This window comes from Nocardia sp. NPDC056000, assembly GCF_042269265.1.
GTDB lineage: Bacteria > Actinomycetota > Actinomycetes > Mycobacteriales > Mycobacteriaceae > Nocardia.
In genome coordinates, this window is sequence record NZ_JBHJXS010000003.1 from 448086 (window position 1) to 461800 (window position 13715).

Consider the following 13715-nt stretch of genomic DNA (forward strand, 5'->3'; position numbering starts at 1 on the left):
GCGATGGTGACGCTCAACCTGGAACAGGTTGCAGGATTATCGCCCGAGTAGATGCCGCAGGGTCTTTTCGAGATCCGGTGTGCGGAAACGATGTTCGGCGGCCGTGAGCCGGGCCGGGGTCACCCGCTGGCTGGCATTGGCGAGTTCCTGCGCACCCTGCTTGCCGAGCAGCAGTGCGGGGCCGAATCCCGGCACCGGCAGTATCGCGGGGCGGTGCAGCACATGGGCCAGCGTGGCGGTGTACTCGCGATTGCGCGCCGGATTCGGGGCCACCGCGTTGACGGGTCCCGACAGTGTTTCGTCCCAGAGCGCACGGTGATACACGTCGACGAGATCATCGATGCCGATCCACGAAAGCCACTGTGCGCCATCACCGATTCGCCCACCCAACCCGGTGGCGAACAGCGGGCGCATGAGCCGCAGCGTGCCGCCGCGCGGTGACTGCACGATGCCGGTGCGTACCCGCACGACCCGGGTTCCGGCGGCGGCCGCAGGCTCGGTGGCGTCCTCCCACGCCTCGACGACATCGGCGAGGAACCCGTCACCCCGGGCGCTGTCCTCGGTCAGGACCTCATCCCCGCGGTCATAGCCGTAGATGCCGATGGCCGACGCGCAGACGAAGGTTCCCACCCCCGCCTCGCCGACCGCCCGCGCGAGCAGACGAGTCGGCTCGATCCGGCTGTCCGCGATCGCGCGCCGATGCCGCTCGGTGAACCGTCCCGCGATCGATTCCCCCGCGAGATGAATCACCGCATCGACCCCGTCGAACAGCTGCGCCGCCGGAGCCGCCGGATCCCATTGCCGCTCAGCGGAATTGCGCGGCGCATGCCGCACCAGCCGGATCACCGTATGCCCGCCGGTGCTCAGGAACGCCGACAGCGCCGAACCGACCAGCCCCGACGCCCCGGTGATCGCGATCGTGGATGCCTTCAGCCCCCGGCCCGCCGCCAGCTGATGCGCGGCCAGATCATCGGCGAGTTGCCGATACCGATAGTCGAACGTGGCATTCAACGCCGCGGCGGGAACCGGCGTCTCGACCCGATCGATAACGCGCGTATGCCCCGCATCCACGGCCTCGAACTCATGAATATGCCGCCACCGCACCGCGATTCCCGCCGGAATCGACGCCACCCCGTCCACCGCCACCTGATCCGCGAACCGATGCGGCGGGTCATATGCCGCCGGATCATGCGCCGCCACCCATCGCAGCCCACCCGGCAACCCCAGCACGGCTCGCCCATCAGCCAGCGAATCCGCCTCCGAGATCAGCGTCATCGGCTGCCACGGCGGCGACAACCGACTGAACGCCCCCGGCCGCCCGAACCAATCGAACACCTCGGCCAGCGGCGCTGAGACAACGCTCGAACGTTCGATTCCCATCCTTCGACCGTAGTCCGCCCATCGCCCCGGCACCCGCTGTCGGCGTGTCGCTCCGGCCTCACCGCGTGTCACTCGGGGATGCGGTATCGCTGCCCCTCCGCCTGAACGGCCCTGACGGTTACTGACCCGCGGTGGGCACGAGGTCGAAGTGGTCGGTTTGGTATTGGAACAGCAGGCATTCCGCGCCGGGGGCACAGCCGCTCAGGTGGGGGATGTCGGCGGTCAGGGTGTAGAAGGAACCGGCGGGGTAGTCGATGCGTTTGCCGTCGAAGATGGCGTAGAAGGTGCCGCTGAGGACGACGGTCGGCAGGTCACTGGTGTGGGTGTGGCGCGGATTGTCCTTTCCGGCGGGGAATTTCACGAAGGCTTCGTAAGGGCCGTGGCCCGCGAGGTCGCCTCGCACATTGGCGTATCGGACACCACCGCTGCCGGGGAGTTCGGTCCAGGACAGGTTGGCAGCGGGGAACGAGATGGCGGGGCCGCTCGCCACCGGGGGCGGGGTGGTTGCGGGTGTTTGGGCCGCGGAACCGCTCTCGCAGGCGGTTGCCGCGATCGCCACCGCCAGTGCGGGCAGGGCGACGCGGGCGATGCGGTGAGCGGGCTTCGGGGCGAGCGATGTCATCGAGAATCTCTTTCCACTGGCTATCGGATCGCGTCCACGATCTCGCGACCGGCCTCGGCTCGACAGTGGCTCGCGTGCCTACAATCAACGGATTCGGGCCAGTGGAGTGTGGGAGTTCAGCCGTGGATGTGATCGCCGTCGTGGCCTTCGACCGGATCAATCCGTTTCACCTGTCGGTGCCTTGCCTGGTGTTCGGTGAGGAACAGCCCTCGCCCGAATTGCCGCCGTGCGAGATCCGGGTGTGCACGCCCGATGCCGCGCCGATCATCACGACCGCCGGATTCACCGTCAGCACCGGGCACGGGCTGGACGAGGTGGCGGGCGCGTCGATGGTGATCGTGCCCAGTTGGCCCGATCCGGATCTGCCCGCCCCGCCCGCGATCATCGACGCGATCCGCACTGCGCACGACAATGGCGCGCGCGTGGTGGGGTTGTGCCTGGGTGCGTTCGTTGTCGCCGATACCGGACTGCTGGCGAACCGACCGGCCGCCACCCACTGGAAATGGGCCGATGTCTTCGCCCGCAGATTCCCGGATGTGCAGCTGGATCGTGAGTCGCTGTATGTCGACGACGGCGATATCGTCACTTCGGCCGGAACCACGGCCGCGATCGATACCTGCCTGCATCTGCTGCGTCGCCAGCACGGCGCGGAACTGGCCAATCGCGTCGCACGGCGGCTGGTCGCGCCGCCGCATCGCGAGGGCGGGCAAGCGCAGTTCATCGAACATCCTTTGCCCGCAACGGGTTCCGGACATCCGCTGACGAGCACGCTGCACTGGGCGATAGCGCATCTCGATGAGGATCTGTCCGTCGATCGCCTGGCCGCGCGTGCGAATATGAGCCGCCGGACATTCACCCGCCGGTTCCGCGAGACTGTGGGCACCGGCGTTGCCGCGTGGGTGGCCACCCAGCGCATCGCCATGGCTCAGCGGCTACTCGAAACCGGTGACCATCCCATAGACCGCATCGCCGATCTCTGCGGCTTCGGCAGTGCGGTCACGATGCGCGAACAGTTCTGGCGTGCCCTCGCCACCACCCCGTCGGCGTACCGCCGCACCTTCCGGGGTCCGGCCCTTCCCGTTGCCGAGCGGCCCGGCGGCCCGGTCCGACCCGTACCGGTCAGCTGAGCATGTATCCGCCGCTGGGGTTGATGTAGCGGCTGTCGTCGACATTGTGGAGCATGGCCGCCATAGCGCGCAGGTGCTCGCCGAGGGCGGCGACCGCGGCGTTCTCTTCCGAAGTGGCGGACCAGGTTTCGGGGTTGGTCATCGGTTGCCTTCCGTGGTGGCGGGGGTGCGCAGGTGATGGTCGGTAAGTCGCTGATAGGCATCGCCCGCGCGCAGCACGGTCGCTTCTGCGAATGGCCTGCCGCTCAGGGAGATCGACAGGGGAGTGTGTTCGCTCGACATGCCGATCGGGACGGCGAGTGTCGGGTTGCCGAGGGGGTTCCAATACGGGGTGTGCAGGGAGGAGAGCACATCGAGGGGCCGCAGCTGATCGATGGCGTCCAGGGCTGGTGCGCCGAGGTGACCGGTCGGGGTCAGGACCAGATCGACGCGGGTGAACAGTTCGGCCATCTCCTGCTGGGCGATGCGTCGAACCCGTTGCGCCTGAATGTAATCCGCACCGCTGACGGCGTCACCCGCGGCGAGGATCACGCGGGTGCCGCGACCGTAGTCGGTCCATCGGCTGCGCAGGTCCCGGCGATGATAGGTATGCGCCTCGGCGAGCATGACCAGCACGTCGATCGCGGTGACCTCCGGGTACATCGGGATCTCCACGGGCACGACGGTCGCTCCGGCCTCGCGTAGCGCGGCGATCGCGTCGGCGAAGAGCGCGGGTTGCGCCGGGTCGATGCCGCCGGTGGCGTAGCGGTCCAAATCGTCTACGCCGATGGTGATTCCGTGCAGGTCACCGGTCAGGGCGGCGGGATAGTCGTCGAGTGCGGCGGGGGAGCTGTACGGGTCGCCCGGTTCGTATCCGGCGATCACCGATAGCAGCACGGCACAGTCCGCGGCGCTGCGCGCCATCGGCCCGACATGGTCGAGGGTGTATCCGAGTGGCACCACTCCGGATTTGGGCACTCGGCCGAAAGTTGGCTTCAGCCCGGTGATTCCGTTGAAGGCGGCGGGAATTCGAATACTGCCCGCGGTATCGGTGCCGATCGCGCCCAGGAACATCCCCGCCGCCACCCCGCTGCCGGAACCCGAGCTGGAACCGCCCGCCCAGCGGGTCCTATCCCAGGCATTGCGCGGAATCGGGAAGGGCTTCTCCGGATCGGGAGCTCCGATCGCGAATTCCATGGTGGTGGTCTTACCGGTGACTATGGCACCGGCCTGTTCGAGCCGGGACACGACGGCGCAATCGCCGGTGGCGGTACCCCATTCCGGGGCCAGTACGAGGCTCTGCGCGGTGGTGGGAGCGTGTGCGTGCGCGAGAATATCCTTGACGCCCAAGGGAATTCCGTCGAGCGGGGCCAGCGGTTCGCCCGCCGCGAGCTTGGCGTCGACCTGTTCGGCCTGCGCACGCGCGCGGTCGTCGAATCTCGCCAGGAAGACGCCGAGATCGGGATCCGCGTCGGCGGCGGCCAGGGCGGTGTCGACCAATTCGACCGCGCTCACCTCACGGCGGCGCAGTGCGGCGGCCGCGCTGGTGAGCGTCGAAAACGCCACGGGGACAGTCGTAGTCATACATACCTCACTGTTATCGGGGGAGGGTGCCGGTCAGATCGATGCGGGGGATGGCCCCGATTCGGAGCTGAATTTCGCTGCGACAGGTGCCCAGCGCGTAGTCGATCGCCTGACCGTCGTGATTGCGAATGGTCTGCTCCAGCAGCAGTACGGGCTCACCGGGCAGCACGTGCAGTAGCGCGGCCGCGTAGTCGTCGGCGCGCGCGGCTTGCAGGCCGACATCGAATGCCGTGAAGTCGATACCGCCCGCGTGCAGCAGGGAGTAGAAATCCTCGCGAAAAATGGTCAGGTCGACCCGCGCGGCTTCAGGTGCGCGCAGATAGTTGGTGAACAGGCCGATCGGCCGCTGATCGAGCAGCAGCACGTATTCGATGCACAGGCAGTCATCGCTGACCGCGATGCCGTCCAGATGGTCGGCGATCACCCGGGTCGCCGGAACCCATGCCCAATGCAGCAGGCGCGGGGATATCCGGCCCAGCGCCAGATGCTCCTCGAGCGAACGGCCCTCGGGCGGAAGTGCGCCCGCGACAAGGTATTCCGCGCGGACCGGCACGGTGCCCACACCGCGCCGCCGCTCGATCAATCCGGCATTGCGGAGCAGGTCGAGCGCCTCGCGGACCACATCACGCGAGGCTTGATACTGGGCCATCAATTCTGCTTCGCTCGGCAGCCTGCCGGAAGCGAAAGCGCCGTCGCGCAGGGCGGCGCGGAGCAGATCGTGCAACCGCCGGGCAATCAGCTGGGAGGAGGCCGGTAGGCACTCCCGCACCTGCGCGCCGAACAGGGTGCGTTCCAGTGCGGTATCGGGTGCACCGGTTCGACTGGGGCGCTGTTCGCTGGAGGACATAGTCGTACTGTGCCCAGGGGCAGGTTACGCGACAAGTAGTTGCCGTAAAGGTCCAGTTACGCGGCCGAACAGCGCGACGGAGTGGACTTTGACCTGCGAAAAGAGTCTGCCCCGCGAGAGATTCGCGGGGCAGATCCGTCAACGTCGGGTGAGCGGCGGCCGCAATCCGAGATGTTCGCGGAGGGTCGTGCCCTCGTAGGCGGCCGGGTACGAACCGCGTTCCTGCAATTCCGGAACGAGCAGGTCCACGATGTCGTCCAGGCCGGTCGGCACCAGATACGGGGTGATATTGAAACCATCGCTGGCGCCGTGCCGGACCCAGCGGGTCAATTCGTCGGCAACCTGTCCGGGAGTACCGGCGAAGCCGAATCGCGCGGTGGTTTCGATGGCCACCTGGCGCAGCGTGAGATTGCGGGATTCGGCGAGCGCGCGCCACTGCGCGACGAGCGCGCCGCGGTCCTGTCCGTCACGCTGTGTGCCGCGGGTGCCCGAGATCACCGACTGCTCGGCGTCCTCGGCGGGCAGCGGCCCGTCCGGATCCAGGTGCGAGAGATCGCGGCCCCAGACCTGACCCGCCAGCGAGAGCGCGGTAGCACCGGTGATCTGCTGTTCGAGCACCCAGCGCTTCTTCTCCTCGACCTCCGATTCTCGCTCGGCCAGCACGATTTGGGTGTCGGGCAGGATGCGGATGTCATCGGCGGGGCGTCCGGCCGCCACCAGTCGCGCGCGAATATCGTCGGCGAAATCGAGGGCGGGATCGAAATTGGTTCCGAAGGGGGAGAAGATGACTTCGGCGTGCGCGGCCGCGAAATCGCGGCCCTGCGGTGAGACTCCGGCCTGGAAGATCACCGGGTGGCCCTGCGCGCTGCGCGGCAGGGTCGGGGTGATGGACACCCGGAAATGCTCGGTCTCGCGTTCGACGGTGCGCACCGAACCCGTTGTCAGCCAGGATGAGTCGCGGCGCGAGGACGCAATGGCGTTGTCGGACCAGGAATCCCAGATCTCGCGAGCGGTGCCCAGGAACTCGGCGGCACGGTCGTAGCGGTGCGCATGGTCCAGAAACCCACCGCGCCTGAAGTTTTCGCCGGTCCACGCGTTGTCGGTGGTGACGACGTTCCAGCCTGCGCGGCCGCCGGAGATCACATCGAGTCCGGATAGTCGCCGTGCCAGGTCGGCAGGCTCGTTGTAGGTGGTGTTCTGGGTGGCGACCAGGCCGATGCGGTCGGTGATGCCCGCCAGCGCGGCAAGCTGGGTGATGGCATCGGGGCGGCCCGCGATATCGGTGTCCAGGAGTTGCCCGTCCTGTTCCCGCAGCCGCAATCCCTCGCCGAGGAAGAAGGCGTCGAACAGTCCGCGTTCGGCGGTCGTCGCGACGCGGCGGAAGGTTTCGAAGTCGATCTGCGAACCACTGCTGGGATGGGACCAGATGGTGTGGTGATTGACGCCCTGGAAGAAGACACCGAAATGCACTCGGGCATCGGGGAAGCGGACCTCGCTCATCGGGTGAGCTCCTTCGCGTAACGGTTGGCGGGACGGGGGAGTCGCAGGTTCGCGCGCAGGGTCGAACCGGGCACCGGGCGATGCGCAATACCCGCGCGCAGCAGGGCGGGCAGGACGTAGTGCGCGAGGGCGGGCAGGTCCTCATCGATCACCGCGAGGTGCAGACGCACGCCGTCGGCGTGCGCGGAGAGCTCGGTCAGCAGTGCGGTGAGATCGCCGGTGCTGCCCGAAAAGTGCAGTCGCGCAGTGTGATCCGCGACGGTATCAGCGTCGAGCTCGGCGAGCCGCTCGCTCGCGCTCGCACCGGGGATATCCAGAGCAACGGTGAGATCGACCAGGACCCTCGGCACACCGGCCTCGCGTGCGTGCCGCACCGCCGCCAGTGTCTCCGCCACCGTCGCACCGCTCACCAGCGCCACATCGATGCCGGATCCCGCTGTGTCGTAACCGAATACGACCACCTGCCCCTGCGGCGGCCGCGGCACGATCGACGGTCCCTTCACCGAGAACGTCTCCCCGATGAAATCGACGTGATGCAACCGATCCCGGTTCAGGAACTTCCCCGCCGCGTAATCCCGGACAACCGCGTCGTCCTCCCACGAATCCCACAGCCGCCGCGCTACCTCGATGGAATCCACCCGCTCACGGCGTACCTCGTCATCGCCTACGCGCGGCGCGGCACCCCAGGTGCGGGCCGAACCCGGATCATCGGCAGCCAGCCACCCCGCACGTCCCCGAGATGCGTAATCCAAGCTCGACAACTGCGAGGAGATATGGAACGGCTCGGCGTAGGTAGCCGCCACCACCGGTACCAGCCCGAGCGTGCTGGTACCGGCCGCGACGAACCCGGCGCGAGTGACCGCATCGATCCGTCCACCGATCGCTGTCGCGGACGGTGTGATCGAATCGTCGAAGCTCGCGAAGGTGAACCCCGCGTTTTCCGCCGCGGCCACCCGCGCTCGCAATACCTGTGCACCGAGTAACCGCTCCGGCTCATGGTCGGCGCGTCGCCACGCACCCGGGTGATACCCCTCGCCGTCGAGCTCGATCCCCAGCGCGAACAGGCTCTTCCGGACTTCACTTTCGCTGCCCATACGTTCGATGCTCATCGAACCTGGCGGCATCCACCACGGTTGCCATCACTGTGATCCGAACCGCTCGCACCGGCCGGGTGCCCCTGACCGTGGGGTTCCGAGGTGGACAGCTAAAATTGGTGGTTCTTGTGTGTCCGGAGGGCGCACAATCGATCAGTTATCTGTCAGCACACCACCGCACGAGGAGACCGTCTGTGATCACCGCGACCGACCTGGAGGTCCGGGCCGGAGTCCGCACCCTGTTGACGGCGCCCGGGCCGGCGCTGCGGGTGCAGGCCGGTGATCGAATCGGGCTGGTCGGCAGGAACGGCGCCGGGAAGACCACTACGTTGCGCATTCTTGCCGGTGAGGGAGAACCTTACGCGGGCAAGGTGATTCGTTCGGGCGATTTGGGCTATCTGCCGCAGGATCCGCGTGAGGGCAATCTGGATGTGCTCGGGCGCGATCGGGTGCTGTCGGCGCGGGGGCTGGACACGCTGATCCGCGATATGGAGAAGCAGCAGACCATCATGGCCGAGGTGGCCGATGACGCCGCCCGGGATAAGGCCGTTCGCAAGTACGGGCAGCTTGAGGACCGGTTCTCGGCGCTGGGCGGATATGTGGCCGAGAGTGAGGCGGCGCGCATCTGTAGCAGCCTGGGGTTGCCGGATCGGGTGCTCGCCCAGCCGCTGCGCACACTGTCCGGTGGTCAGCGCCGTCGAATCGAATTGGCGCGCATCCTTTTCGCCGCCTCGGACGGCAGCGGCGGCAAGTCCGACACCACACTGCTCCTGGATGAGCCCACCAACCACCTCGACGCCGACTCCATCACCTGGCTGCGCGGATTCCTGCAGAACCACGAGGGCGGGCTCATCGTCATCTCCCACGATGTCGAACTGCTCGGTGACGTGGTCAACAAGGTGTGGTTCCTCGACGCCGTGCGCGGCGAGGCCGATATCTACAACATGGGCTGGAAGAAATACCTCGACGCCCGCGCCACCGATGAACAGCGCCGCCGCCGCGAACGTGCCAATGCCGAGAAGAAGGCCAGCGCGCTCAAGCAGCAGGCCGCCAAACTCGGCGCCAAGGCCACCAAAGCCGCTGCCGCACATCAGATGATCAAGCGCGCCGAACGCATGCTCTCCGAGGTCGATGAGTTGCGCGTGGCCGACCGGGTCGCCCGCATCAAGTTCCCGAACCCGGCGACCTGCGGTAAGACCCCGCTCATGGCGGAGAACCTGACCAAGATGTACGGCTCGCTGGAGATCTTCGCGGGTGTGGACCTGGCCATCGACCGCGGCAGCCGCGTGGTCATCCTGGGTCTGAACGGTGCGGGTAAGACCACGCTGCTGCGCCTGCTCGCCGGGGCCGAACAGCCCACCGCGGGCACGCTGGTGCCGGGCCACGGGCTCAAGGTCGGCTACTTCGCCCAGGAGCACGACACCCTCGACGACAACGCCAGCGTGTGGGAGAACATCCGGCACGCCGCACCCGACGCGGGCGAACAGGATCTGCGCGGACTGCTCGGCGCGTTCATGTTCTCCGGACCGCAGCTGGACCAGCCCGCGGGCACGCTGTCCGGCGGTGAGAAGACCCGTCTGGCGCTGGCCGGACTGGTGTCCTCGGCCGCGAACGTACTGCTGCTGGACGAGCCGACCAATAACCTCGACCCGATCTCGCGCGAGCAGGTCCTGGACGCGCTGCGCAGCTATGCGGGCGCGGTCGTCCTGGTCACCCACGATCCGGGCGCGGCCGAGGCGCTCAACCCGGAACGGGTCATCATGCTGCCCGACGGCACCGAGGACCACTGGTCGCAGGATTACCTGGAGCTCATCCAGCTCGCCTGAGTCAGTGTGCCTCGGCCAGCAGCGTTTTCAGCTGGTCATGCGGGAGCGCGGGGGAGAAGTGTCCGTCGCGTCCGGTCATATCCGAGTTCACGATGAGCGCGTTCAACACCGCCTCCTCGACCGCGTCGACAACGGCCGCATAGAAGCGGTCCATGCGATTCCACGGCAGCCGGGTCGTGGTGATCATCTCGTCGGCACTCGGATCCCCCACGGGGAAACCGGTTTCCGAGGGCCGGTCATCGGCGGTCGAGAACGCCAGGAACAGATCACCGGAGAACAGACTGCCGGTGGTTCCGGTGCGCGCCAAGCCGAATGGCACTCGACGCGCCATCGCCGTGCATTGCAGCGCGTGCAAAGGCGCGTCGGTTGCCACGATGACGATGACCGAACCCGCACCGCCGGGAGCGGCCGGGGAACTGTCCGGTGCGGTGCCCCACGCCGTGGTCTCCTGCGGATTGCTCGTACCGATCCGATCGCCGATGCGCCGCCCCGCGATCGTGAGTTCTTGGCGCGAACCGAAATTCGCCTGCAGGAAGACCCCGACCGTATAGGTCTCCGCACCGAAATCGACCAGCCGCGAGGCGGTCCCGCTGCCGCCCTTGAAGGCGTAGCAGTTCATGCCCGTACCGCCGCCGACCGAACCCTCCTGCAGCGGACCGGATTCCGCGGCATCGAGGGCCTCGATGACGATCTCCGGCGTCACATGCCCGCCGTTGATGTCATTGAGGTACCCGTCCCAGGTCTCCGCGCACACCGGTAGCAGCCACTGCCGCGCCCACTCCGGATGCGTTCGATTGATCCATTCGATGGTCCCGCTGTGGCACGGCCCGATCGCATGGGTATTGGAGATGGTGATGGGCATGGTCAGCTCGCCCACCTCGTCTATCCATGCGGTGCCGGTCATTTCGCCATTGCCGTTGAGCACGTACCGGCCCGCCGCGCACGGTCTGCCGACACCGGCGCGCCCGCGCGGGAGGATCGCGGTCACCCCCGTGCGCACCGGGCCCTGACCGCGCCGCAGCGGCCCGTCTCCGGAAATCAGCGTGCGATAGCCGACTTCGACCCCCGGCACATCGGTGATGGCGTTCCACGGCCCGGGGCGACCGCCCGGCTCGATGCCCAATGCCCGCGCCCGCGGCCGTCCATCGGGTGAAAACGCTTGGGTATCGGACATTTACAGCTCCTTCGGCGGTGTGACTATCTCGGGGCAGCAGGTGGCGGTGCGGGCGTACGAGCAGATCAGCTGGGCGGCGCGGTTCTTGGTCATGGTGCGATTGCCGCTCACGATGTGCAGCCCGTACGCGTCCTCGAGCGCCACCAGATTCGCGGCCACGTCCAGCACCGGCGCGTCGATCAGGAAATGACCTTGCGCCACACCGACTTCCAGCGCGTTCAGATAGACCGCGACCTGCTTGTCGAACAGCGAGGTGATCAGATCCCCGTGCTGCGGCGCGAGATTGGTGTACCCCTCCAGCCGGTACAGCGCGACCACCAGCGTGTCGGCATCGGAGGCCGGAAGTCCGGCCCAGATCAGCGCGCCCATCTTGCGGCGGGCATCGGCGATCTGGGTGACCATCTCCAGGCGAGCGGTGAAGAACCGGTCACTGGCCTCGTGATGCACCGTGCGCAGCAGGTTCTCCAGATCCTCGAAGTAGTAGTGCACCGTGCCCGGGGACACCCCCGCGAACTCGGCGACATCGCGTATCCGGACCTTGCCGACACCGCGGTCCACGACCGTGGCCAGGGCCGCGTCCAGAATCGTGCGGCGCGCCCGCTCCTGATCCTTCCGTCGTGCCATAACTGCCCTCCCGCTGTATTCATTGACAGCCAGTTAAGTGATTGTTACGTCGAAAACCAGGTATTGCCAGCGACTCCAGCTCATTCTTTGATTGTAAGTCAAAGAAAGGTCCGGTCATGACCACTCCCGTTCCCGCCGGTCGCGATGCCGACGAAACCACCACCAGCTACCGTCAGCAACTCTCGCGTGCCCTGGGCATGGGCGAGAACATCCTCATCACCCTGTCCGCGGTGACACCGGCCTCCAGCGTGTTCATCATCATTCCGGCGATCCTGCTGGCGGTCGGCGGCGCATCGGTGCTCACCCTGGGCATCGCCGCGATCGTCTCGGTCTTCGTCGGGCTGTGCTATGCCGAACTGGCGGCGCGCTATCCGATCACCGGCGGTGAATACACCTGGGCGGCACGGCTATTGGGACGGCCCATGGGATTCGCGCTGTTCCTGCTGACGCTGGTCAACGGCGTGCTGATCATCGCGGTGATCGCGCTGGGCACCGGAGACTATCTGGGCGTGGCCTTTTCACAATTGAGCGGCAAATGGGTCGGCGTCGGGGTGATCGTCGTGACGACCGGCGTCGCGGTGCTCAATATCAAGACCAATGCCTGGGTCACCGGGGTGTTCCTGGCCATCGAGGTCGCGGCCATCACGGTCCTGGTCTTCCTGGGCTTCGCGAATGTGGAACGTGGTCCCTCCGAATGGTTTCGGGCGACGACCGCCGGAACGAACGGGCTCGAACACGTCGGGGCGAGCGCGCTGGTGCCGCTGATTCCTGTGGCGCTGTTCGCATTCAACGGCTACGGGGCCGCGGTCTACTACGCCGAGGAGACCAAGAACGCCTCCCGGACCATCGGGCGGGTCATCATGGTGTGCCTGGCCGCGACCGTCGTGATCGAGATCGTGCCGCTCGCGGCCGTCGTGCTGGGCGCGCCGTCGATGGACGAATTGCTCACCAGCGCGGCCCCACTGAACTATTTCCTGACCGCGCGCGGCGGTTCGGTGATCAACACCCTGGTGAGCGTCGCCATCGCGATCGCCATCGTGAACGCGGTCATCGCCATCATCCTGCAGATCGCGCGCCTGGTCTTCGCCTCCGCCCGCGATCGCAGCTGGCCCGATCCCATCGACCGCGCCCTGAGCGGTGTGCACCCGCGCTGGCAGACACCGGTCGCCGCCACGCTCGTCACCGGAGCCATCGCCGCGATCGCCGCCGCCACACTGCCTTTGAACTGGTTGATCACCGCGACCGGCGCGGGATTGATCGTGGTCTACTTCTTCGTCGCGCTGGCGGCGCTGCGGGTGCGCCGCGAAAGGGCCACGGGCACCTATCGGATGCCGCTGTGGCCGCTGCCGCCGCTGCTCGTCATCGGCGTGATGGTTTATGCCGCTTATAGTTTGGGTCGCGATTCGGCCTCGCAACTGGTCGTCGCCGGGGTCACGCTGGTGCTCGGATTCGCCTACTACCTCGGCTATCTCCGTCCGCGCGCCACCGATCGATGGGTACTGCCCGATCCGATCGCCGAGACCTGAGGTGACTCCGATCACAATGATTCATTGATCACAGCCGTCCGAGTCTCTAACCTGGAATGAGGCGCCCACGGCGACTCGGAGGAAGTCATGAGTGACAGGCCCGCACAGGGTAAAGCCGTATTGGGTAAAGGCACACGCGTGACGGGAAAGTCGCGAGACCGCCTGCAAACCCAGCTCAAGAAACAGTACGAAGCGGGGGCCAGCATTCGCTCCCTGGCCCGGGAGACCGGCCGCTCGTACGGTTTCATCCACAATGTGCTGGTGGAGTCGCATGTGCAACTCCGCAGCCGCGGTGGTGCGAACCGCCGGAAGGCGGCGGCGAAGGCCGGCAGCAAGTAATCGACACCGGGTCGGAAGTGGGTCGGCGGTGAAAACCGTTCGACCACTTGCGATATCGTGCGGCCACCGGCGAGGTGGTACGGCCGCTCATCG

At 67.1% G+C, this 13715-nt stretch carries 13 protein-coding genes; 4 read left to right on the forward strand and 9 right to left on the reverse strand.

Annotation, left to right across the window (positions count from 1 at the left end):
• Positions 1-36: 36 nt before the first annotated feature.
• Entirely contained in the window at positions 37-1380 is a 1344-nt protein-coding gene (locus ACFC4D_RS10645; protein ID WP_376062530.1) for a TIGR01777 family oxidoreductase, read from the reverse strand.
• Between the two features lie 118 nt (positions 1381-1498).
• Positions 1499-2002 carry a hypothetical protein gene (locus ACFC4D_RS10650; protein WP_376062531.1) on the reverse strand — a complete coding sequence of 168 codons (504 nt, stop codon included), beginning with the start codon at positions 2000-2002 and terminating at the stop codon, positions 1499-1501.
• A 122-nt stretch (positions 2003-2124) separates the two neighbouring features.
• Between ACFC4D_RS10650 and ACFC4D_RS10655 the strand changes: the two genes are divergently transcribed.
• A complete protein-coding gene (locus tag ACFC4D_RS10655; RefSeq protein ID WP_376062532.1) occupies positions 2125-3129 on the forward strand; it encodes a GlxA family transcriptional regulator in 1005 nt (334 codons plus the stop codon).
• Here the strand turns inward: ACFC4D_RS10655 and ACFC4D_RS10660 are convergent.
• From ACFC4D_RS10660 to ACFC4D_RS10680, 5 genes are all read right to left on the reverse strand, one after another.
• Positions 3122-3271 carry a hypothetical protein gene (locus tag ACFC4D_RS10660; RefSeq protein ID WP_376062533.1) on the reverse strand — a complete coding sequence of 50 codons (150 nt, stop codon included), beginning with the start codon at positions 3269-3271 and terminating at the stop codon, positions 3122-3124. The genes ACFC4D_RS10655 and ACFC4D_RS10660 overlap by 8 nt on opposite strands.
• Positions 3268-4692 carry an amidase gene (locus ACFC4D_RS10665; protein ID WP_376062534.1) on the reverse strand — a complete coding sequence of 475 codons (1425 nt, stop codon included), beginning with the start codon at positions 4690-4692 and terminating at the stop codon, positions 3268-3270. The genes ACFC4D_RS10660 and ACFC4D_RS10665 overlap by 4 nt, the downstream gene beginning before the upstream one ends.
• Before the next feature lie 13 nt (positions 4693-4705).
• On the reverse strand, positions 4706-5539 hold the full coding sequence (locus tag ACFC4D_RS10670; RefSeq protein WP_376062535.1) for a GntR family transcriptional regulator: 834 nt from the start codon (positions 5537-5539) through the stop codon (positions 4706-4708).
• Between the two features lie 138 nt (positions 5540-5677).
• Entirely contained in the window at positions 5678-7039 is a 1362-nt protein-coding gene (locus ACFC4D_RS10675; RefSeq protein WP_376062536.1) for an NtaA/DmoA family FMN-dependent monooxygenase, read from the reverse strand.
• Positions 7036-8148 carry an LLM class flavin-dependent oxidoreductase gene (locus ACFC4D_RS10680; protein ID WP_376062537.1) on the reverse strand — a complete coding sequence of 371 codons (1113 nt, stop codon included), beginning with the start codon at positions 8146-8148 and terminating at the stop codon, positions 7036-7038. The genes ACFC4D_RS10675 and ACFC4D_RS10680 overlap by 4 nt, the downstream gene beginning before the upstream one ends.
• A gap of 179 nt (positions 8149-8327) precedes the next feature.
• Here ACFC4D_RS10680 and ACFC4D_RS10685 point away from each other — a divergent pair, with 179 nt between their 5' ends.
• Positions 8328-9959, forward strand: coding sequence for an ABC-F family ATP-binding cassette domain-containing protein (locus tag ACFC4D_RS10685; protein ID WP_364635207.1), 1632 nt, complete (start codon positions 8328-8330; stop codon positions 9957-9959).
• 1 nt (position 9960) lies between these two features.
• On the opposite strand, the gene ACFC4D_RS10690 is transcribed toward ACFC4D_RS10685, so the two are convergent.
• Positions 9961-11133, reverse strand: coding sequence for a P1 family peptidase (locus ACFC4D_RS10690; RefSeq protein WP_376062538.1), 1173 nt, complete (start codon positions 11131-11133; stop codon positions 9961-9963).
• Positions 11134-11757 (reverse strand): TetR/AcrR family transcriptional regulator, encoded by a 624-nt coding sequence (locus ACFC4D_RS10695; protein ID WP_364635201.1) that lies wholly within the window; start codon positions 11755-11757, stop codon positions 11134-11136.
• A gap of 116 nt (positions 11758-11873) precedes the next feature.
• Here ACFC4D_RS10695 and ACFC4D_RS10700 point away from each other — a divergent pair, with 116 nt between their 5' ends.
• Entirely contained in the window at positions 11874-13283 is a 1410-nt protein-coding gene (locus ACFC4D_RS10700) for an APC family permease (protein ID WP_376062539.1), read from the forward strand.
• 87 nt (positions 13284-13370) lie between these two features.
• A complete protein-coding gene (locus ACFC4D_RS10705) occupies positions 13371-13622 on the forward strand; it encodes a helix-turn-helix domain-containing protein (protein ID WP_364635196.1) in 252 nt (83 codons plus the stop codon).
• The last annotated feature ends 93 nt before the right edge of the window (positions 13623-13715 follow it).

What these genes read in the sequence shown, in the direction of transcription:
- ACFC4D_RS10645 (WP_376062530.1), bottom strand. Translation starts at nt 1,380, where the DNA reads ATGGGAATCGAACGTTCGAGCGTTGTCTCAGCGCCGCTGGCCGAGGTG.
- ACFC4D_RS10650 (WP_376062531.1), bottom strand. Translation starts at nt 2,002, where the DNA reads ATGACATCGCTCGCCCCGAAGCCCGCTCACCGCATCGCCCGCGTCGCC.
- ACFC4D_RS10660 (WP_376062533.1), bottom strand. Translation starts at nt 3,271, where the DNA reads ATGACCAACCCCGAAACCTGGTCCGCCACTTCGGAAGAGAACGCCGCG.
- ACFC4D_RS10665 (WP_376062534.1), bottom strand. Translation starts at nt 4,692, where the DNA reads ATGACTACGACTGTCCCCGTGGCGTTTTCGACGCTCACCAGCGCGGCC.
- ACFC4D_RS10670 (WP_376062535.1), bottom strand. Translation starts at nt 5,539, where the DNA reads ATGTCCTCCAGCGAACAGCGCCCCAGTCGAACCGGTGCACCCGATACC.
- ACFC4D_RS10675 (WP_376062536.1), bottom strand. Translation starts at nt 7,039, where the DNA reads ATGAGCGAGGTCCGCTTCCCCGATGCCCGAGTGCATTTCGGTGTCTTC.
- ACFC4D_RS10680 (WP_376062537.1), bottom strand. Translation starts at nt 8,148, where the DNA reads ATGAGCATCGAACGTATGGGCAGCGAAAGTGAAGTCCGGAAGAGCCTG.
- ACFC4D_RS10690 (WP_376062538.1), bottom strand. Translation starts at nt 11,133, where the DNA reads ATGTCCGATACCCAAGCGTTTTCACCCGATGGACGGCCGCGGGCGCGG.
- ACFC4D_RS10695 (WP_364635201.1), bottom strand. Translation starts at nt 11,757, where the DNA reads ATGGCACGACGGAAGGATCAGGAGCGGGCGCGCCGCACGATTCTGGAC.
- ACFC4D_RS10700 (WP_376062539.1), top strand. Translation starts at nt 11,874, where the DNA reads ATGACCACTCCCGTTCCCGCCGGTCGCGATGCCGACGAAACCACCACC.
- ACFC4D_RS10705 (WP_364635196.1), top strand. Translation starts at nt 13,371, where the DNA reads ATGAGTGACAGGCCCGCACAGGGTAAAGCCGTATTGGGTAAAGGCACA.